This window comes from Streptomyces sp. NPDC045956 (assembly GCF_056430705.1).
This window is the reverse complement of sequence record NZ_JBWKKZ010000012.1, coordinates 201172-218634: the sequence shown is the minus strand read 5'-3', so window position 1 is coordinate 218634 and position 17463 is coordinate 201172. Positions and strand designations below refer to the sequence as shown.

Annotated in this window: 15 protein-coding genes and 1 riboswitch; of the genes, 3 read left to right on the top strand and 12 right to left on the bottom strand. The window is 73.5% G+C overall.

Annotation, left to right across the window (positions count from 1 at the left end):
* The first annotated feature begins 13 nt into the window (after positions 1 to 13).
* A complete protein-coding gene (locus AC07FV_RS28720) occupies positions 14 to 769 on the top strand; it encodes a decaprenylphospho-beta-D-erythro-pentofuranosid-2-ulose 2-reductase (RefSeq protein ID WP_479023837.1) in 756 nt (251 codons plus the stop codon).
* Positions 770 to 775: 6 nt separating this feature from the next.
* On the opposite strand, the gene AC07FV_RS28715 is transcribed toward AC07FV_RS28720, so the two are convergent.
* The 4 genes from AC07FV_RS28715 to pdxR all read right to left on the bottom strand — a co-directional run bounded on the left by AC07FV_RS28715 (position 776) and on the right by pdxR (position 5681).
* Positions 776 to 1354: a 2'-5' RNA ligase family protein gene (locus AC07FV_RS28715; protein WP_479090261.1), complete on the bottom strand. Its 579-nt coding sequence runs from the start codon at positions 1352 to 1354 to the stop codon at positions 776 to 778.
* Between the two features lie 199 nt (positions 1355 to 1553).
* The gene (trpS, locus tag AC07FV_RS28710; RefSeq protein ID WP_383641248.1) at positions 1554 to 2567 is read right to left on the bottom strand and encodes a tryptophan--tRNA ligase; all 1014 of its coding nucleotides are present in this window, start codon (positions 2565 to 2567) and stop codon (positions 1554 to 1556) included.
* Between the two features lie 52 nt (positions 2568 to 2619).
* Positions 2620 to 4065, bottom strand: a complete 1446-nt coding sequence (locus AC07FV_RS28705) for a glycine hydroxymethyltransferase (RefSeq protein ID WP_383641251.1) — start codon at positions 4063 to 4065, stop codon at positions 2620 to 2622.
* A gap of 35 nt (positions 4066 to 4100) precedes the next feature.
* Positions 4101 to 4186: riboswitch (ZMP/ZTP riboswitch) on the bottom strand.
* 97 nt (positions 4187 to 4283) lie between these two features.
* Positions 4284 to 5681 carry a MocR-like pyridoxine biosynthesis transcription factor PdxR gene (gene pdxR / locus AC07FV_RS28700; protein WP_479090260.1) on the bottom strand — a complete coding sequence of 466 codons (1398 nt, stop codon included), beginning with the start codon at positions 5679 to 5681 and terminating at the stop codon, positions 4284 to 4286.
* Between the two features lie 46 nt (positions 5682 to 5727).
* On the opposite strand from pdxR, the gene AC07FV_RS28695 reads away from it, so the two are divergent.
* Both AC07FV_RS28695 and AC07FV_RS28690 read left to right on the top strand, forming a co-directional pair.
* Complete coding sequence (locus AC07FV_RS28695) at positions 5728 to 6279, top strand: carboxymuconolactone decarboxylase family protein (RefSeq protein WP_479090259.1); 552 nt, start codon at positions 5728 to 5730, stop codon at positions 6277 to 6279.
* Positions 6276 to 6722 (top strand): carboxymuconolactone decarboxylase family protein, encoded by a 447-nt coding sequence (locus AC07FV_RS28690; RefSeq protein WP_479090258.1) that lies wholly within the window; start codon positions 6276 to 6278, stop codon positions 6720 to 6722. Before AC07FV_RS28695 ends, AC07FV_RS28690 begins: the two co-directional genes overlap by 4 nt.
* 84 nt (positions 6723 to 6806) lie before the next feature.
* Here the strand turns inward: AC07FV_RS28690 and AC07FV_RS28685 are convergent, their stop codons facing one another.
* From AC07FV_RS28685 to AC07FV_RS28650, 8 genes are all read right to left on the bottom strand, one after another.
* Positions 6807 to 7757, bottom strand: coding sequence for an ABC transporter substrate-binding protein (locus AC07FV_RS28685; protein WP_479090256.1), 951 nt, complete (start codon positions 7755 to 7757; stop codon positions 6807 to 6809).
* 1 nt (position 7758) lies between these two features.
* Positions 7759 to 9702 carry an ABC transporter permease gene (locus tag AC07FV_RS28680; RefSeq protein WP_479090255.1) on the bottom strand — a complete coding sequence of 648 codons (1944 nt, stop codon included), beginning with the start codon at positions 9700 to 9702 and terminating at the stop codon, positions 7759 to 7761.
* Positions 9702 to 10829 carry a quaternary amine ABC transporter ATP-binding protein gene (locus AC07FV_RS28675; protein ID WP_479090253.1) on the bottom strand — a complete coding sequence of 376 codons (1128 nt, stop codon included), beginning with the start codon at positions 10827 to 10829 and terminating at the stop codon, positions 9702 to 9704. Before AC07FV_RS28675 ends, AC07FV_RS28680 begins: the two co-directional genes overlap by 1 nt.
* Positions 10826 to 12358, bottom strand: coding sequence for a GMC family oxidoreductase (locus AC07FV_RS28670; protein ID WP_479090252.1), 1533 nt, complete (start codon positions 12356 to 12358; stop codon positions 10826 to 10828). Before AC07FV_RS28670 ends, AC07FV_RS28675 begins: the two co-directional genes overlap by 4 nt.
* An 87-nt stretch (positions 12359 to 12445) precedes the next feature.
* Positions 12446 to 13966, bottom strand: a complete 1521-nt coding sequence (locus AC07FV_RS28665; RefSeq protein WP_479090251.1) for an aldehyde dehydrogenase family protein — start codon at positions 13964 to 13966, stop codon at positions 12446 to 12448.
* A 191-nt stretch (positions 13967 to 14157) separates the two neighbouring features.
* The gene (locus AC07FV_RS28660) at positions 14158 to 15264 is read right to left on the bottom strand and encodes a hypothetical protein (RefSeq protein WP_479090249.1); all 1107 of its coding nucleotides are present in this window, start codon (positions 15262 to 15264) and stop codon (positions 14158 to 14160) included.
* 4 nt (positions 15265 to 15268) lie between these two features.
* Entirely contained in the window at positions 15269 to 15622 is a 354-nt protein-coding gene (locus AC07FV_RS28655) for a hypothetical protein (RefSeq protein WP_479090247.1), read from the bottom strand.
* Positions 15609 to 17366 carry a hypothetical protein gene (locus tag AC07FV_RS28650; RefSeq protein WP_479090245.1) on the bottom strand — a complete coding sequence of 586 codons (1758 nt, stop codon included), beginning with the start codon at positions 17364 to 17366 and terminating at the stop codon, positions 15609 to 15611. The genes AC07FV_RS28655 and AC07FV_RS28650 overlap by 14 nt, the downstream gene beginning before the upstream one ends.
* Between the last annotated feature and the right edge of the window lie 97 nt (positions 17367 to 17463).

The window sequence follows — 17463 nt, the reverse complement described above, 5'->3', positions numbered from 1 at the left end:
ATCAGGAGCTGTGATGAAGGACGCCTTCGGCATCCCCCAGTCCCTTCTCGTCCTCGGCGGTACGTCCGAGATCGCGCTCGCCACCGCGCGCCGTCTCGTGGCCCGCCGCACCCGCACGGTCTGGCTGGCCGGCCGCCCCTCCCCCGCCCTGGACGGGGCGGCCGAGCAGCTGCGCGGCCTGGGCGCCGAGGTGCGCACCGTCGCCTTCGACGCGCTCGATCCCGAGTCCCACGAGGCGGCGCTCGGCAAGGTCTTCGCCGAGGGCGACGTCGACCTGGTGCTGCTCGCCTTCGGCATCCTGGGCGACCAGGCGCACGACGAGCGCGAGCCGCTGAACGCCGTGCGGGTGGCGCAGACCAACTACACCGGGGCGGTCTCGGCCGGGCTGGTCAGCGCCCGTGCCCTCCAGGCCCAGGGCCACGGCTCCCTGGTGGTGCTCTCCTCCGTGGCCGGTGAGCGGGCCCGCCGCGCCAACTTCATCTACGGCTCCAGCAAGGCCGGCCTGGACGCCTTCGCCCAGGGCCTCGGCGACGCGCTGCACGGCACCGGTGTGCACGTCATGGTCGTGCGCCCCGGGTTCGTGCGGTCGCGGATGACCGCGGGGCTGGAGGAGGCGCCGCTGGCCACGACGCCCGAGGCGGTCGCCACGGCGATCGAGCTGGGGCTGCGGCGGCGCTCGGAGACGGTGTGGGTGCCCGGCGCGCTGCGGGTGGTGATGTCGGCGCTGCGGCACCTGCCGCGGGCGGTGTTCCGGCGGCTGCCGGTCTGAGCGGGGCTAGCGGGCGGGCAGGGAGCCGCTCTCCACGCGCCCCGTCTGCGGGGGGACCGTGGCGCTGCCGAAGGGGAACTCCCGCAGCTTGCGCCACACCCCGTCGGCGCCCTGCTCGTAGAGCGCGAAGCCGGTGCAGGGCCACTGGGCCTCGTAGTCGGCCAGCTCCTCGTAGGCGCGGTCCATCGCCGCCTCCTCGATGCCGTGCGCCACGGTGACGTGCGGGTGGTACGGGAACTGGAGTTCGCGGGGGATCGGTCCGGAGGTGTCCCGGACGCGCTTCTGGAGCCAGGAGCAGGCCGCGGCGCCCTCGACCACCTGGACGTAGACCACCGGCGACAGCGGGCGGAAGGTCCCGGTGCCGGACAGCCGCATCGGGAAGGGTCGGCCGCGCGCCGCGACCTCCGCGAGATGGACCTCGATCGCGGGCAGCGCGGCGCCGTCGACCTCGGTCGGCGGCAGCAGGGTGACGTGCGTGGGGATACCGTGAGCAGCGGCGTCGCCGAAGCCCGCGCGCAGCTGCTGGAGCTGGCTGCCGTGAGGCTCCGGGACCGCGATCGACACGCCGATCGTTACGGTCCCCACGTCGTCTCCTGTCGTTCCGTGTCACTGGTGGTGTGTCGCGGTGTCGGACACCCGGCTATCGACTGTACGGCCACGGCCGTGCCCTGGGCAGGCGCAACCGGAGTGATGTGCAGCGCTGTGACGGCGTACCGGGGCGCACGGGTGTACTGGGACCCGTACTGGGGTGCGAGGCCGTGCTCAGTGCTTGCTCGGTGCTCGATCAGTGCTTGGCGGGCAGGAAGCCCACCATGTCGTAGGTCCGGGCGAGGGTCTCCGCGGCGACGGCGCGCGCCTTCTCCGCGCCCTTGGCCAGGATCGAGTCCAGCGTCTCCGGGTCGTCCAGGTACTGCTGGGTGCGCTCCCGGAAGGGGGTCACGAACTCGACCATGACCTCGGCGAGGTCCGTCTTGAGCGCGCCGTAGCCCTTGCCCGCGTACTTCTCCTCCAGCTCGGCGACGCCCGCGCCGGTGAGCACCGAGTAGATGGAGAGCAGGTTGCTGACGCCCGGCTTCTCCACCGGGTCGAAGCGGATCACGGTGTCCGTGTCGGTGACCGCGCTCCTGACCTTCTTCGCGGTGGCCTTGGGCTCGTCCAGGAGGTTGATCAGGCCCTTCGGCGTCGACGCCGACTTGCTCATCTTGATCGACGGGTCCTGGAGGTCGTAGATCTTCGCCGTCTCCTTGAGGATGTACGGGGAGGGGACGGTGAAGGCCTCGCCGAAGCGGCCGTTGAAGCGCTCGGCCAGGTCGCGGGTCAGCTCGATGTGCTGGCGCTGGTCCTCGCCGACCGGGACCTCGTTCGCCTGGTAGAGCAGGATGTCCGCGACCTGGAGGACGGGGTACGTGAACAGGCCGACGGAGGCGCGCTCGGCGCCCTGCTTGGCGGACTTGTCCTTGAACTGGGTCATGCGGCTCGCCTCGCCGAAGCCGGTGAGGCAGTTCATGACCCAGGCGAGCTGGGCGTGCTCGGGGACGTGGCTCTGGACGAAGAGCGTGCAGCGGTCCGGGTCCAGACCGGCGGCCAGCAACTGGGCGACGGCGAGCCGGGTGTTGGCGCGCAGCTCCTTCGGGTCCTGCGGCACCGTGATCGCGTGCAGGTCGACGACCATGTAGAACGCGTCGTGGGTCTCCTGGAGCGCCACCCACTGGCGGACGGCGCCGAGGTAGTTGCCGAGGTGGAACGAGCCTGCGGTGGGCTGGATTCCGGAGAGCACGCGGGGTCGGTCAGTCGCCATGCACACCATTCTCTCAGGTTCCACCCGCGGCTCGTTCCCCTGGTCGGAGCCGTCAGCCGAGGTCGATCTCCGGGTACAGCGGGAAGCCCGCCACCAGGTCGGTCGCCCGGCGGGAGATCTCGTCGGCGGTCTTCGCGTCGAGGACGTGGGAGGCCTTGGAGGGGGCGCCGGACTTGGTGGTGCCGGCCTCGGCGGCGGTCAGGACACGGTCGATCAGGCCCGCGACCTCGTCCATCTCCGCCGTGCCGAGGCCCCGCGTGGTGAGCGCCGGGGTGCCGATGCGGATGCCGGAGGTGTACCAGGCGCCGTTCGGGTCGGCCGGGATCGCGTTGCGGTTGGTGACGATGCCGGAGTCGAGGAGGGCGGCCTCGGCCTGGCGGCCGGTGAGGCCGTAGGAGGAGGCCACGTCGATCAGGTTCAGGTGGTTGTCGGTGCCGCCGGTGACCAGGGTGGCGCCGCGCTTCATCAGGCCCTCGGCGAGGGCGCGGGCGTTGTCGACGATGCGCTGGGCGTAGTCCTGGAACGCGGGCCGGCGGGCCTCGGCGAGGGCGACGGCCTTGGCGGCCATGACGTGCGGGAGCGGGCCGCCGAGGACCATCGGGCAGCCGCGGTCGACCTGGTCCTTGAGGGAGTCGTCGCACAGGACCATGCCGCCGCGCGGGCCGCGCAGCGACTTGTGGGTGGTCGTCGTCACGATCTGGGCGTGCGGGACCGGGTCGAAGTCACCGGTGAGGACCTTGCCCGCGACGAGACCGGCGAAGTGCGCCATGTCGACCATGAGGGTCGCGCCGACCTCGTCGGCGATCTCGCGCATGATCCGGAAGTTCACCAGCCGGGGGTAGGCGGAGTACCCGGCGACGATGATCAGCGGCTTGAACTCGCGGGCCGAGGCGCGCAGGGCCTCGTAGTCGATGAGGCCGGTCGCCGGGTCGGTGCCGTAGGAGCGCTGGTCGAACATCTTGCCGGAGATGTTGGGGCGGAAGCCGTGGGTGAGGTGGCCGCCGGCGTCCAGGGACATGCCGAGCATGCGCTGGTTGCCGAAGGCGCGGCGCAGCTCGGCCCAGTCGGCGTCGGTCAGGTCGTTGACCTGTCGGGCACCGGTCTTCTCCAGGAAGGGCACCTCGACGCGGGCACCGAGGACGGCCCAGAAGGCGACGAGGTTGGCGTCGATGCCGGAGTGCGGCTGGACGTAGGCGTGCCGGGCGCCGAAGAGCTCGCGAGCGTGCTCGGCGGCCAGCGACTCGACGGTGTCGACATTGCGGCAGCCGGCGTAGAAGCGGCGGCCGACGGTGCCCTCGGCGTACTTGTCGCTGAACCAGTTGCCCATGGTCAGCAGGGTGGCCGGGGAGGCGTAGTTCTCCGAGGCGATCAGCTTGAGCATCTCGCGCTGGTCGGCGACCTCCTGGCCGATCGCGTCGGCCACGCGCGGCTCGACGGCGCGGATGACGTCGAGGGCGGCTCGGTAGGCGGTGGACTCGGGGGTGCGCTCTGCGGACACGGGGGCCTCCGGACGTTGTGTTCAGCGTTCACGGTACGGACGGCCCAGGCGCACGGCACTCGTTGCTCGGGCCGCTCCCCGATGGTTGGTCCATCCCAGCGCGCCAGTCACGGCCCGGGGGCAAGACTACCGGAAGGCGTCCGCCGGGGTGCCGTGCGCATCCGCACCGGGCCGGTGACCCGGCGGCAGGCTGCCCGGCGGCCACCTGCCCCGGACTCCTACGGCAGCGCCCGGCACAGCGCGTCCAGCGCCCCCGCCCAGGCGTGGTCGGGCGGGGTGCCGTAGCCGACCACGAGGGCGTCCAGCGGGGGGACGGCCGCCTCGGGATGCCGGAAGGTGGACATGCCGTGCACCGCCAGCCCGTGCCAGGCGGCGGCCCGGACGACCTGCTGCTCGGTGCCCGGCGGCAGCCGGAGGACGGCGTGCAGTCCCGCGGCGATGCCGGTGACCCGCACCTCGGGGGCGCGCTCGGCGAGGGCGGCGACCAGGGCGTCGCGGCGGCGCCGGTAGCGCAGCCGGGCGGCCCGCACGTGCCGGTCGTAGTCCCCGGAGCCGATGAACTCCGCGAGGGTCAGCTGGTCGAGGACGCCCGGGGTGCGCCCGGCCATGGCGTCCATGGTCTCCTCGACGAGCGACGCGGGCAGCACCAGCCAGCCCAGGCGCAGGGCGGGGGCGAGGGACTTGCTGGCGGTGCCCAGGTAGACGACGCGGTCGGGGTCCAGTCCCTGGAGGGCGCCGACGGGCTGGCGGTCGTAGCGGAGTTCGCCGTCGTAGTCGTCCTCCAGGACCAGGCCGCCGGTGGCGCGGGCCCAGTCGGTCAGTGCCGTGCGGCGCTCCGGGAGCAGCGGCATGCCCAGCGGGAACTGGTGGGAGGGCGTCAGCAGCACGGCCCGGGCGGTGAGCCGTTCGTCCGGCAGGCGGGTGCCGCGGTCGTCGAAGGGCAGCGGCGGCACGGCGAAGCCCGCGCGCCCGAGCAGCCGGCGGTGGTGGGGCAGGCCGTAGGACTCCACCGCGAGGGAGCGTGCTCCCCGGCGGTGCAGCACGTCGGCGAGGACACCGAGTCCGCCGAGGAAGCCGGAGCAGACGACGATCCGGTCGGGGTCGGCGCGCACGCCCCGGGCGCGGGAGAGGTAGCCGGCGAGCGCGGTGCGCAGCTCGACACGGCCGCGGGGGTCGCCGTAGCCGAGGGCCCGGTCGGGTGCGGCGGTCAGGGCGCGGCGGGCCGCCCGCAGCCACTGGGTGCGGGGGAACGAGGCGAGTTCGGGGGTGCCGGGGACGAGGTCGTAGGCGGGCGGGGCGGGCTCCCGGCGGTGCGGGGCGGGGCGGGCCGGGCGGTGGCGGGGTGCGGCCGGTGTCCGTTCGGCGACCCGGGTGCCGGAACCCTGGCGGGCGGTGAGCCAGCCCTCGGCGACCAGGTCGGCGTAGACCTCGGCCACGGTGTTGCGGGCCACGCCCAGGTCGGCGGCGAGGGAGCGGGAGGAGGGCAGCCGGGTGCCGGGGGCCAGCCTGCCCCCGCGGACGGCCTCGCGCAGGGCGTCGGTGAGGCCGCGGCGCAGCCCGGGCCCGGAGCGGTCGAGGTGCAGGTCGACGCCGAAAGTGGCCCACGGTTTCCCCATGGGAATGGACCATACTCCTGGGCTGCCCCGCTTCTAGTCTCGAAGCATGACGACGAACGCGATGAACACGACGGACACGACGCAGACGACGAACCCGGCGGGCACGGCCGCCGCTGCCGACTCCTTCGCTCCCGAGCAGGCGCCCCGGCTGGAGTGGGCCAAGCACGCCCCCGAGGTCTGGAAGGCGATGCTGCGGCTGGACAAGGCCGCGGGCCAGGGTCTCGACCCCAAGGTGAAGGAACTGGTGAAGATCCGCGCCTCCCAGCTCAACCACTGCGCGTTCTGCCTCGACATGCACACCAAGGACGCGCTGGCGGCCGGCGAGAGCGTGGAGCGGATCGTGCAGCTCGCCGCCTGGGAGGAGTCGCGGCACTTCTACACGGAGCGGGAGCTGGCCGCGATCGAGCTGACCGAGGCGGTCACCGTGCTCACGGACGGGTTCGTGCCGGACGACGTGTACGAGCGGGCCGCGAAGTTCTTCGACGAGACGGAGATGGCCCACCTGATCGCCGCGATCACGGTGATCAACGCCTGGAACCGGTTCGGCGTGAGCTGCCGGCTGACGCCGGGGCACTACACGCCGGGCCAGTACGCGTGACGGCCCGCACCACCTTCCTGGCCGACGGCGTCCGTTCCGCACTGCGGGAACTGGGCGCCGCCGCCAAGCGGGGCCTGGGCGACCCGGCCCTCGCCGAGCTGGTGCAGATCCGCGCCTCGCAGCTCAACCGCTGCGCGTTCTGTCTGGACCTGCACCTCGGCATCGCCCGGAAGCAGGGGGTGGATGAACGGCAGCTCGGTCTGCTGGACGCCTGGGAGGAGGCCGGGGAGGTCTTCGACGCCCGGGAGCGGGCCGCGCTGGCGCTCACCGAGGCGGTGACCGTGCTGACGGACGGCTTCGTGCCGGACGAGGTGTACGAGGAGGCCTCCCGGCACTTCGACACCACCGCGCTGGCCCACCTGCTGGGGCTGATCGCCGCGATCAACAGCTGGAACCGGCTGATGGTCGGCCGGCGCATCCCGCCCGGCAGCGACGACTGGTGAGCGGCCCCGGCCCCGGGTCCGCCGCGGGGGCGGGCCCGGGGCCGGGTCGTCCGGGTGCCGGCCGGGGCCGGGCGTGGGCGGCCGTCAGGGGAGCCAGCGCTTCCAGACGGACTCGTGGCCGTCCACCCACTTCCTCGCCGCCTCGTCGGGCCGCATCTTCTGCTCGGCGATCATCAGGGAGACCTGGTTCTGGTCCTCGGTGGTCCACCTGAACCTCTTCAGGAACTCCGCCGCCTTGCCGCCGTCCTTCGCGAAGTCGGCGTTGAGGTACTTCTGCAACGGGGTCACCGGGTAGGCGCAGTCGACCTTCGCCGGGTCGGCGTCGCAGCCCTCCTCGTACGGGGGCAGCTTCACCTCCGTCATCGGCACCTTCTCGAACAGCCACTGGGGGGTGTACCAGTAGGTCAGGAAGGGCTTCTTCTCCTTGGCGAACTGCTGGATCTGGGTGATCTGGGCGGCCTCGGAGCCGGCGAAGACGACCTGGTAGTCCAGGTCCAGGTTGTCCACCAGGGCCTTGTCGTTGGTGACGTAGGACGGGGAGCCGTCCAGCAGCTGGCCCTTGCCGCCGCTCTCCGCGGTGCGCATGAGGTCGGCGTACTTGTCGAGGTTCTTCCAGTCCGTGACGTCCGGGTGCTCCTTCGCGAAGTACGTCGGGACGAACCAGCCGATGTGCCCGGTGACGCCGAGGTCGCCGCCGGGGGCGATGGTCCGCTTGTCCCGGACGTAGCGCTGTTCCTGCTCGGGGTGGCCCCAGTCCTCCAGGATGGCGTCGACGCGGCCCTGGCTGAGCGCGTCCCAGGCGGGGACCTCGTCGACCTGGACGGTGTCGACGCGGTAGCCGAGTTCGTGCTCCAGCAGGTACTGGGCGACGGCCACGTTGGCTTGGGCGCCGACCCAGGACTGCACGGACAGGGTGACCGTCCTCGCGCCCTGCGCGTTCGCGAACGGGGACGCCTGCTGCGTCATGTCGGCGGCGCCGCAGCCGGTGGCCAGTACCAGCACGGCGGCGGCGGCCGTGATCCGCTTGCGGGACATCTCAGGCCCCCTTCTTCGTACGTCGTTCGGACGGCTGGGTGACCCGGTCGAGCATCAGGCCGAGGCAGACGATCGCCGCGCCGGCCACCAGTCCGGTCGCCAGGTCGCCCTGGGCCAGACCGAAGACGACCTGGTAGCCGAGGGCCCCGCCGCCGACCAGGCCGCCGATGATGACGACGGCGAGGACCAGGACGACGCCCTGGTTGACGGCGAGCAGCAGCGACCGGCGGGCCAGCGGGAGCTGCACCTGCCGCAGCTGCTGTCCGCTGGTGGCGCCGAGCGAGCGGGCCGACTCCATGGCGGCCGGGTCGACCTGGCGCAGCCCCTGGGCGGTGATGCGGACGACGGCCGGGAGGGCGTAGACGACCGCGGCGGCCACGGCGGGCGCGCGCCCGACGCCGAAGAGGGCCACGACCGGGATCAGGTAGACGAACTGCGGCATGGTCTGGAAGACGTCCAGTACGGGTCGCAGCAGGCGTTCGAAGCGGTCGCTGCGGGCGGCGGCGATGCCCGCGGCGAAACCGACGACCAGCGTCACGGCGACGGCCGCGAGGACCTGGGAGAGCGTGTCCAGGGACGGTTCCCACACGCCGAGCACGCCGATCGCGGCCATGGCGAGGACCGCGGTGAGCGCCGTGCGCCAGGTGCCGATCAGCCAGGCCAGGGCGGCGACGGCCAGCAGGACGGACCACCAGGGCAGCCACTGGAGGCCGTCCCGGAGCGGGTTGAGGACCCAGCTGGTGAAGTGCGCGGCCCAGTCGGCGGTGCCGCCGACGACGGGCACCCCTGAGTACAGGTGGGCGGTCATCCAGTCGACGGCCCGGTTGACGGGCTCGGCGATGTCCACCTCCCAGGCCTCGGGCCAGTCCAGGAACCCGGCGATCCGTCCGGCGACCGCCACGGCCGCGGCGGCGACGAGGACGTACAGCCAGGTCAGCGGGGACGTGCCGGTCCCGCCGAGCCGCTCTCCCGCCGCGCCGGTCACGCGGTCCAGGACGACGGCGAGCAGCACGATCGGGATGCCCGCCGCGAGGGCGGCGCCGACGTCGACCGAGGCCAGCGCCTGGTAGACGCGGTCGCCGAGGCCGCCGGCGCCGATGACGGACGCGATGACCGCCATGGAGAGCGCCATCATGATCGTCTGGTTGACGCCGAGGAGGAGGTCCTTGCGGGCCAGCGGGATGCGGGCGGTCAGCAGCCGCTGGCGGGCGGTGGTGCCGAGGGACTCGACGGCCTCCAGGACCTCCTTGTCGGCGCCGCGCAGGCCGAGCGAGGTGAGCCGGGCCATGGGCGGCGCGGCGTAGACGACGGTGGCGAGGACCGCGGCGGGCACGCCGATGCCGAAGACCAGGACGACGGGGAGGAGGTAGGCGAAGGCGGGCAGCACCTGCATGGTGTCGAGCACCGGGCGCAGCAGGCGGTCCATCCGGTCGGACAGGCCGGCGGCGAGCCCGAGCAGGGCGCCGACGGCGACCGACGCGAGGACGGCGACGACCATCAGGGCCAGGGTCTGCATGGTCGGCACCCACATGCCGAGCAGGCCGCAGGCCAGGAACGCGGCGGCGGTGCCCAGCGCGAGGCGCAGGCCGGCCGCGCGCCAGGCGACCAGGGCGCCGATCGCGGTGACCCCGGCCCAGCCGACGGCGAGGAGGGCGAGGTACACGGCGCGTACGGCGATGACGACGACGTTGCTGACGTGGCCGAGGAAGTGGAGGAACAGCGGGTGGCTGTCGCGGTGGTCGATGATCCAGTCGCTGGCCTCGCCGAGCGGTCCGGAGACGTCGACGGTGAGGGCGTCCGGCCAGGTGGCGCCGCCCCACCGGGCGACGGCGAGGGGGACGAGGACGGCGGCGGCGACCGCGAGGACCATCAGCTTGCGGACGGCCGGGCGACCGAGGACGCCGGGGAGCGCGGGGCGGGCGGCGGGGGCGGTGGCCGTTGCCATCAGACCGCCTCCTTGCGCTGATCCGCCTCCCCGACGGGGTCCGGGCCGGGGGCATCAGCCTCCCCGGGGCGTTCCGTGCCGGCCACGACGCCGAGCAGCGCGTCCGCGTCGACCACGCCGAGGCAGCGTCCGGCGTCCATGACGCGGGCCGGGGTGCCGGCCCGGGCGACGGCCTCGATGGCCTCCGACACGGTGGCGTCGGGCCGGAGCGCCGGTCCGTTGCCGGCCTCGTCGGCGGAGGCGGCGGGGCGCACGGCCGTCCGGACGGTGAGCACCTGCTCGCGCGGGACGTCGCGGACGAACGCGCGGACGTAGTCGTCGGCGGGTGAGCCGACGATCTCCTCGGGGGTGCCGAGCTGCACCACGCGGCCGTCGCGCATCAGGGCGATGCGGTCGCCCAGCTTGAGCGCTTCCTGGAGGTCGTGGGTGATGAAGACCATCGTGCGGCCCTCCTCGCGGTGCAGCCGGACGACCTCCTCCTGCATGTCCCGCCGGATCAGCGGGTCGAGCGCGCTGAACGGCTCGTCGAAGAGCAGCACCTCGGGGTCGACGGCGAGGGCGCGGGCCAGTCCGACGCGCTGCCGCTGACCGCCGGAGAGCTGGCCGGGGCGGCGGTGCTCCAGGCCCTCCAGGCCGACCTTGGCGACGACGGCGGCGGCGCGCTCGCGGCGTTCGGCGCGCCCCACGCCCTGGACCTCCAGGCCGTAGGCCACGTTGTCGAGGACCGTGCGGTGCGGGAGCAGGCCGAAGTGCTGGAAGACCATCGCGGCGCGGTGGCGGCGCAGGGCGCGCAGCCGGGACCGGTCCATGGCGCGGACGTCCTCGCCGTCGATGGCGATGGAGCCCGCGGTCGGCTCGATCAGCCGGGTCAGACAGCGCACCAGGGTGGACTTGCCGGAGCCGGACAGGCCCATGACGACGAAGACCTCGCCCTTGCGCACGTCGAAGGAGACGTCCGCCACGGCGGCCGTGCAGCCGGTGCGGGTACGCAGCTCGGCCGGGCTCAGGGCGGCCAGTTCCGGGTCGGCGGGGACGCGGGCGGCCTTGGGGCCGAAGACCTTCCACAGGCCCTCGACGGCGAAGACCGGGGGACGCTCGGCGGCGGTGTCGTTGACGGTCGTGGTCATCGGTGGTCACCACCGATCAGCTCGACGGCGCGCTCCCCGACCATGAGCACGCCGATCATCGGGTTCACGGCGGGCATGGTCGGGAACACGGAGGCGTCGGCGATCCGCAGGCCGGTCAGTCCGCGCACGCGCAGCTCGGGGTCGACGACGGCCTGCTCGTCGGTGGCGGCGCCCATCCGGCAGGTGCCCGCCGGGTGGTAGACGGTGTGGGCGACCTTGCGGGCGTACTCGCTCAGCTCCTTGTCGCCGGTGACGTCCGGGCCGGGGCAGACCTCGCGCCTCAGCCAGCCGGCCAGCGGTTCGGACGCGGCGACCTCGCGGGCGATGCGGATGCCGTCGACGAGGGTGCGGCCGTCGTGGTCGTCCTCGTCGGTGAAGTAGCGGAAGTCCAGGGCCGGTTTGGCCTCGGGGTCGGCGCTGGTGAGGTAGAGGCGGCCGCGGCTCTTCGGCTTGGGGATGTTCGGTGTCATCGAGACGCCGTGCGCCGGGCGTTCGTAGCCGAGGCGCTCCGGGTGGTCCGTGAACGGGATCTGGTAGAAGTGGAACATCAGGTCGGGGCCCGCGTGTTCGGGATCGCGGCGCACGAACAGGCCGGCGTCGGAGTCCATCGCGGAGTTGTCCGGGAGGGGGCCGTGGGTCTCCCACACGATCACCGACTCGGGGTGGTCGAGCAGGTTCTCGCCGACGCCGGGCAGGTCGAGCGCCACGGGTATGCCGAGCGCCTCCAGGTCGGCCCGCGGGCCGATGCCGGAGTGCAGCAGCAGGCGCGGCGAGTCGACCGCGCCGGCGCAGAGCACGACCTCGTTGCGGGCCCGGACGAGGATCTCCTCGCCGTCCTTGGTGCGCACGTGGACGCCTTCGGCGCGGGTGCCGTCCAGCTCCAGCCGGTACGCCCAGGTCTCCAGCATGAGGGTGAGGTTGGGGCGCTCGTCCATCACCGGGTGCAGGTACGCCACCGAGGCCGAGGACCGCTTGTTGTCCTCGGGGTGGTAGGCGAGGTCGAAGAAGCCGACGCCCTCGGTGAACGGCTTCTTGTTGAAGCCCTCGATCCTCGGGACCTCCAGCGCCTTCTGCGCGGCGTCGACGAAGTCGCGGGCGATGGCGTTGCGGTCCTTCTCGTCGACCGGGACGATGTTGTTCTTCAGCCGCGCGTAGTACGCCTCCATCGGCACCGCGCCCCAGCCCTCGGCGCCGGCGGCCTCCCACTCGTCCCAGTCGGACGGCAGCGGCTTGAAGGCGATGAGGGTGTTGTGCGAGGAGCAGCCGCCGAGCACCCGGGCGCGGCTGTGCCGGATGTGCGAGTTGCCGCGTGGCTGCTCGGTGGTCGGGTAGTCGTAGTCCAGCTCGCCGCCGAGCAGGCCCATCCAGCGGCGCAGGGTCAGCACGTCGTCGCGGCCGACGTCGCTGGGGCCGCCCTCGATGACGGCGACGGTGGTGTCCGGGTTCTCGGTGAGGCGGGAGGCGATCACCGAGCCCGCCGTGCCGCCGCCGATGACGACGTAGTCGTAGACGTGGGTGGTCTCTGGCATGGAGGTACTCCAGTGGGGGCGAGCGGATGGTGCGGGGACGCGGAGAGGGGTACGGGGACGGGGACGCTGCGCGGGGAGCGGGTGCGGTCAGCCGGCGAACCAGCGGACGGGCTCGGGGGCGAGGTTCTGGTAGACGTGCTTGCTCTCGCGGTACTCGGCGAGGCCCGCGGGGCCCAGTTCGCGGCCGACTCCGCTCTTGCCGAAGCCGCCCCACTCGGCCTGCGGCAGGTAGGGGTGGAAGTCGTTGATCCAGACGGTGCCGTGCCGCAGCCGGCCGGCGACCCGGCGGGCCCGTCCCGCGTCGGCGGTCCAGACGGCACCGGCCAGACCGTACTCGGTGTCGTTGGCGAGGGCTACCGCCTCGTCCTCCGTGCGGAAGGTCTCGACGGTGAGGACCGGCCCGAAGACCTCCTCCCGTACGACCCGCATCCCGCGGTGGCAGTGGTCGAGGACGGTCGGCTCGTAGAAGTAGCCGCTCTCCGGCCGCTGGGGTGAGGGCGCGGGACGCTTGCCGCCGCAGCGCAGTTCGGCGCCCTCGGCGAGGGCGGAGGCGACGAACTCCTCGGTCCTGGCGCGCTGCTGCTCGGAGACGAGCGGTCCGCACTCGACGCCTTCCTCGGTGCCGCGGCCGAGGCGGATGCGTTCGGCGCGGCGGGCGAGTTCGGTGACGAAGCGTTCGCGGACCGACTCCTCGACGATCAGGCGGCCGCCCGCCGAGCAGACCTGCCCGCTGTGGATGAAGGCGGCGTTGAGGGCCTGGTCGACGGCGGTGTCGAAGCCCTCCTCGGTCGCGCAGGCGTCGGCGAAGACGACGTTGGGGTTCTTGCCGCCCAGTTCGAGGGCGACCTTCTTGACGGTGACGGCGGCGGCCCGGGCGACCTTGGTGCCGCTGACCAGGCCGCCGGTGAAGGAGACCAGGTCGACGCCGGGGTGCTCGGCGAGTCGGGCGCCGACCGTGTGGCCGGGGCCGGTGACGATGTTCGCCACGCCCGCGGGGAGGCCGGCCTCGACCAGCAGGTCGATCAGGGCGACGGTGGTGAGCGGGGTGATCTCGCTGGGCTTGATCACGAACGTGTTGCCGGCGGCGAGCGCCGGGGCGATCTTCCAGCTGGCCTGGAGCAGGGGGTAGTTCCAGGGCGTGATCATCGCGCAGACGCCGACCGGTTCGTGCACGACGACGCTGTGGATGTCGGGTGAGCCGGCGTCGACGACCCGGCCGGGGGCCTCGCCGGCGACCAGGTCCGCGAAGTAGCGGAAGGCGTCGGCGACGCAGTCGATGTCGACCCGCCCCTCCTCCACCGTCTTGCCCGCGTCGCGGCTCTCCAGCAGGCCGAGCCGCTCGCGGTCGCGGACCAGGAGGTCGGCCGCGCGGCGCAGCAGGGCGGCGCGGGCGGCGACCGGGGTGTGCGGCCACTCCCCCTCGTCGAAGGCGCGCCGGGCGGCGGCCACCGCGAGGTCGGCGTCCTGCTCGTCGCCCTCCGCGACCACGGCGAAGGGCAGGCCGTCCGCGGGGTCGAGGATCTCGCGGGTGCCGCCCGAGACGGCCGCCCGCCACCGGCCGTCGGCGTGGATCGTCTCGCGTGCCTGAAGTTCCGTACTGTCCGCCATGATCGATGAATGCCTTCCGTTCCTGTTCAGCGCCCGTGAGTCACACGCGTGTCGTCCACGGGACCGGGGGCTCATGCCCTTTGGCCCCCGATGCATGCGGATCGGGGGCCGGAAGTGCGCCGGGTCACTGAACAATCGGGCAGAACGGAATACATCACCCGCGCGACGGGCGGTCGGGGTCCGGTGGCCCGCTACTGCTCACCGGTGGCCGGCGCGCAGGCGGCGGACGGCGGGCAGAAGTGGCCGAGCGCCGTCCGCAGGAGCTCGCGCTCGTCCTCCCGGCCGTCCGCGTCGGCTCCGTAGGCGGCGATGGCGTACACCTCGCCGTCGGCGGCCACGAAACGCTCGTCCACGACGTGCCAGGGTCCGATGTCGGGCTCCCTCCTGATGGAGTCGACGAGGTACTCCAGCCGCGAGCCGGTGAAGTCGCCGTCGTCCAGTGTCTCCAGGGAGAGCCTGCGGAAACCGTCCCCCTTGGGTGTGGCGTCGGAGAGGAACAGCTCGAACGACGCGGCGGGCGAGGACTCCGCCACCTGGTAGACCTGAAGCCGCCGCTCGCCGTCGGAGCTGCGGTAGTTGACCACGCCCATGCCGTACTCCGAGGGCAGCTCCTCGCGCACCCAGCCCGCGGGCCGGGCGAGGGTGAACCCCTCCTCGTCGACGTGCACCTCGTAGCCGTCGGGCGGCTCGGTGACCGCTCCCGAGGGCTCCCCGGGCGATGCTGTCTCGCCGGGCTCCCCGGTCCCTGCGGTCTCGCCGGTCTCTCCGGTCCGCAGGGCGGTGGGCTCGGGGGCCGGGGAATCCACGCCCCCGGAGGCGCTCGCCGACTCCGCCGGCCGGCCGCCGCGGTCGTCCGTGCCGTCGTCCCCCGGGACCACCAGCGTCAGCACGAGGGCCACCACCGCTCCCGCCGCGGCGGCTCCGCCCAGCACGGACCACACAAGGCGGCGGCTGGGCCCGCCGGTGCCGGCCGGGGCCCGGGGCGACGGGTAGCCGGGCGGTGGCGTACCCGGGTGCGGCAGCTCCGGCGCGGACCAGGGGCCGGGGACGGGCGGCGGTACCGGCGGCGGTACCGGCATCGAGCCGCCGGGCCCGCCGGTGGGGCCCGGCGGCTGGGGCGCTCGGGGTGGCCGAGGCTCCTGGGGTGAACGGGGTGCCTGGGGTGCGGGCGTCCGGGGCGCCTCGGGCGCGGGCACCGGCCGGGGTGGTGGCGGCGGGGTGGCGGGTGTCGCGCTCCCCGCCGCGTCCTCCCAGCGCTGGGCGGCCTCGTTCCAGTACCGCTGCTGTCCCCCGCTCATCGGTTCACATCCCCAGCAGCCCGGCCACCGTCCCGAAGGACGCGAACAGCGACAGGGCGGTCTGCGTGTCCTCGAGCGCGGTCCGCAGCCGCTGGAGGCGGCCCTCGGGGGTCGCGCCGGTCCGGGTGATCTCCTCCTCGGTGTCCGCGAGGGCGGTGTCCAGCTCGGCGGTCCGCTCGGTCCGCTGGACGCGGGCCAGGTCGGCGCGCAGCTCCCGTACCGCCTTCAGCAGCTCCTCGGCCGCCTCGTCGCGCGCCGCCGCGGTGCCGTAGTTGCCCGTCACGTTCGCGTTGTCGCCGACGGCGAACGTGGCCCCCTGCGCGTTGCCGATGTGGACGTTCGGCTCATGTGCCGCCATGGTTTCCGGATCCCTTCTGCGGCGCGGGGCCGCCCGACGTGGACGAGACGTGTGCCTTGTCGCCGACGGCGAAGGTCGCCCCCTCCGCGTTGCCGATGTAGGTGCTGCCGTTGCTGAGGTTCACGATCTTCTGGACGAACTCGCCGGTCTCGTAACCGGCGTCGGCCAGGGCCAGCCGCACCCCGTGCCCGACCCGGTCCTGGATGCTCCGGAGGTAGCGGCTGACGTCCATCTCCTGGAAGGTCGACCCGGTGGGCGTCGAGGCCAGCTCCCGTACGGAGACCGCGGGCCCGGCGGGAAGCGCGCCGGTGTGGCCGCCGGTCAGCAGCCGCCAGCCGTACACCGCGCCGCGGCCGAGGGTGACCAGGGAGCGGCCCACCGACCCGGGCACGAGGACGACGGCGCCGGCCGCCTTGCCCAGCACGTTGTTGTTGCGGAACCGGTGGGTGGCGCGGTCGGCGTCCTTGAAGTCCGCGCGCACCGGCGTCAGCACGTGCGGGGCGATCTCCAGCATCAGCATCCGGCCCTGCGTGTGCAGGCGCACGAAGACCGTGACGACCAGCTCCTCCTCCCAGCCGCCGACCCGGATGCGCAGGAAGTGCCGCCGCTTCTCGGCGCCCTCCTCCACGGCGCTCGTCCGGTGCTGCTCGAACAGCTCCCAGCCGTACGGGGCCTGCTCGCGGTCGAGCAGTCCCTCCACCGGGAGGAAGACGCACTCGTCGATCTCCAGCCGGCGCAACCGGTCGCGCACCTGGGCGCCCGCGAACTCGGAGGGCAGACGCAGCTGTTCGATCATGGGCCGGACGCGGTCCAGGATCGCGCGGTTGCTGAGCGGCTGCTGCTTCTTCTCGTCGTCCGGCTTCAGCTCGACGGCCAGGACCCAGGTGTCGTACGCCGCTCCCGCCCCGCAGAAGGGGTGCTTCTCGTTGTACATGACCAGCGGCGCGTGCTGTTCCAGCCGGATGCGCCGCATCACCCGTTGGAAGCGGGCGCCGTCGCCCTTCTCCGCCGGGTCACCGGCCGCGTCCGGGAAGCGTCCCGGGGACAGCTCGGCAGCGAGCGCGCGGGCGAACTGGTTGCGCTGCGCGGCCACGCAGAGCCCGATGAGCACCAGGACGGCGATCCCGAACCAGGCCTGCCACACCTCGATCAGGTCGCCCCCGACGGACGGGGTCAGCAGGTCCGTGGCCTCCTGCCAGTCGCCGCCGCCCGAGTCGTAGGGGCCGTACGACGACGATCCGTAGGAGGAGTCGTCCTCGCCGCCGCCGAACGCGAAGGCGACGAGCACGAACAGGAAGAAGGCGAATTGCAGCCGGCCCCACCAGCGGGCCACGAAGGCCGCGAGCCGCCGGTACAGGGGCGGCTGCTCGGCGCGGCCGCGGAGCCAGGGGGCCAGGGCGAGCAGCACGCTGGGCCACACGAAGAAGGCGAGCAGCCAGCCGCTGAGGGGCAGACCCACCACCCACAGCCCGATGACGGCCGCCGACCACAGCAGCTCGTGCCGGCGGGCCCGCAGGGCGTGGGCGAGGACCCGGGCCGCGTCGAAGCCGAGGGACGGCGCGACGATCCGCTGCTCGTCGAGGTACAGCTCCTCGATGACGCGGTCCCGGTAGGCGGGGTCGAGGTAGGCACCCGCGCACAGCAGCCGGGTGGCCTCGCTGGCGTACGGCGGGACGGGTGCGGGTTCAGGCGGTGTGGCCGCGTCGCCCGGCTGTGGTTGCTGCGGCACGTAGGCGGTGCTCACGCCGATCCCCCGATGCGCGTGAAGTCCGTCGTCGTCGACGGACGAATTGACGAGGCATCAGCATAGGGGAGCTGCCGGGCCCGCACGTCCCGAACGG

Excerpts from the sequence above, each read along its gene's own strand:
- AC07FV_RS28720 (WP_479023837.1), top strand. The coding sequence starts at position 14 with ATGAAGGACGCCTTCGGCATCCCCCAGTCCCTTCTCGTCCTCGGCGGT.
- trpS (WP_383641248.1), bottom strand. The coding sequence starts at position 2,567 with ATGGCGACTGACCGACCCCGCGTGCTCTCCGGAATCCAGCCCACCGCA.
- AC07FV_RS28695 (WP_479090259.1), top strand. The coding sequence starts at position 5,728 with ATGACGACGAACGCGATGAACACGACGGACACGACGCAGACGACGAAC.
- AC07FV_RS28670 (WP_479090252.1), bottom strand. The coding sequence starts at position 12,358 with ATGCCAGAGACCACCCACGTCTACGACTACGTCGTCATCGGCGGCGGC.
- AC07FV_RS28675 (WP_479090253.1), bottom strand. The coding sequence starts at position 10,829 with ATGACCACGACCGTCAACGACACCGCCGCCGAGCGTCCCCCGGTCTTC.
- AC07FV_RS28665 (WP_479090251.1), bottom strand. The coding sequence starts at position 13,966 with ATGGCGGACAGTACGGAACTTCAGGCACGCGAGACGATCCACGCCGAC.
- AC07FV_RS28685 (WP_479090256.1), bottom strand. The coding sequence starts at position 7,757 with ATGTCCCGCAAGCGGATCACGGCCGCCGCCGCCGTGCTGGTACTGGCC.
- AC07FV_RS28655 (WP_479090247.1), bottom strand. The coding sequence starts at position 15,622 with ATGGCGGCACATGAGCCGAACGTCCACATCGGCAACGCGCAGGGGGCC.
- pdxR (WP_479090260.1), bottom strand. The coding sequence starts at position 5,681 with ATGGGGAAACCGTGGGCCACTTTCGGCGTCGACCTGCACCTCGACCGC.
- AC07FV_RS28680 (WP_479090255.1), bottom strand. The coding sequence starts at position 9,702 with ATGGCAACGGCCACCGCCCCCGCCGCCCGCCCCGCGCTCCCCGGCGTC.
- AC07FV_RS28660 (WP_479090249.1), bottom strand. The coding sequence starts at position 15,264 with ATGAGCGGGGGACAGCAGCGGTACTGGAACGAGGCCGCCCAGCGCTGG.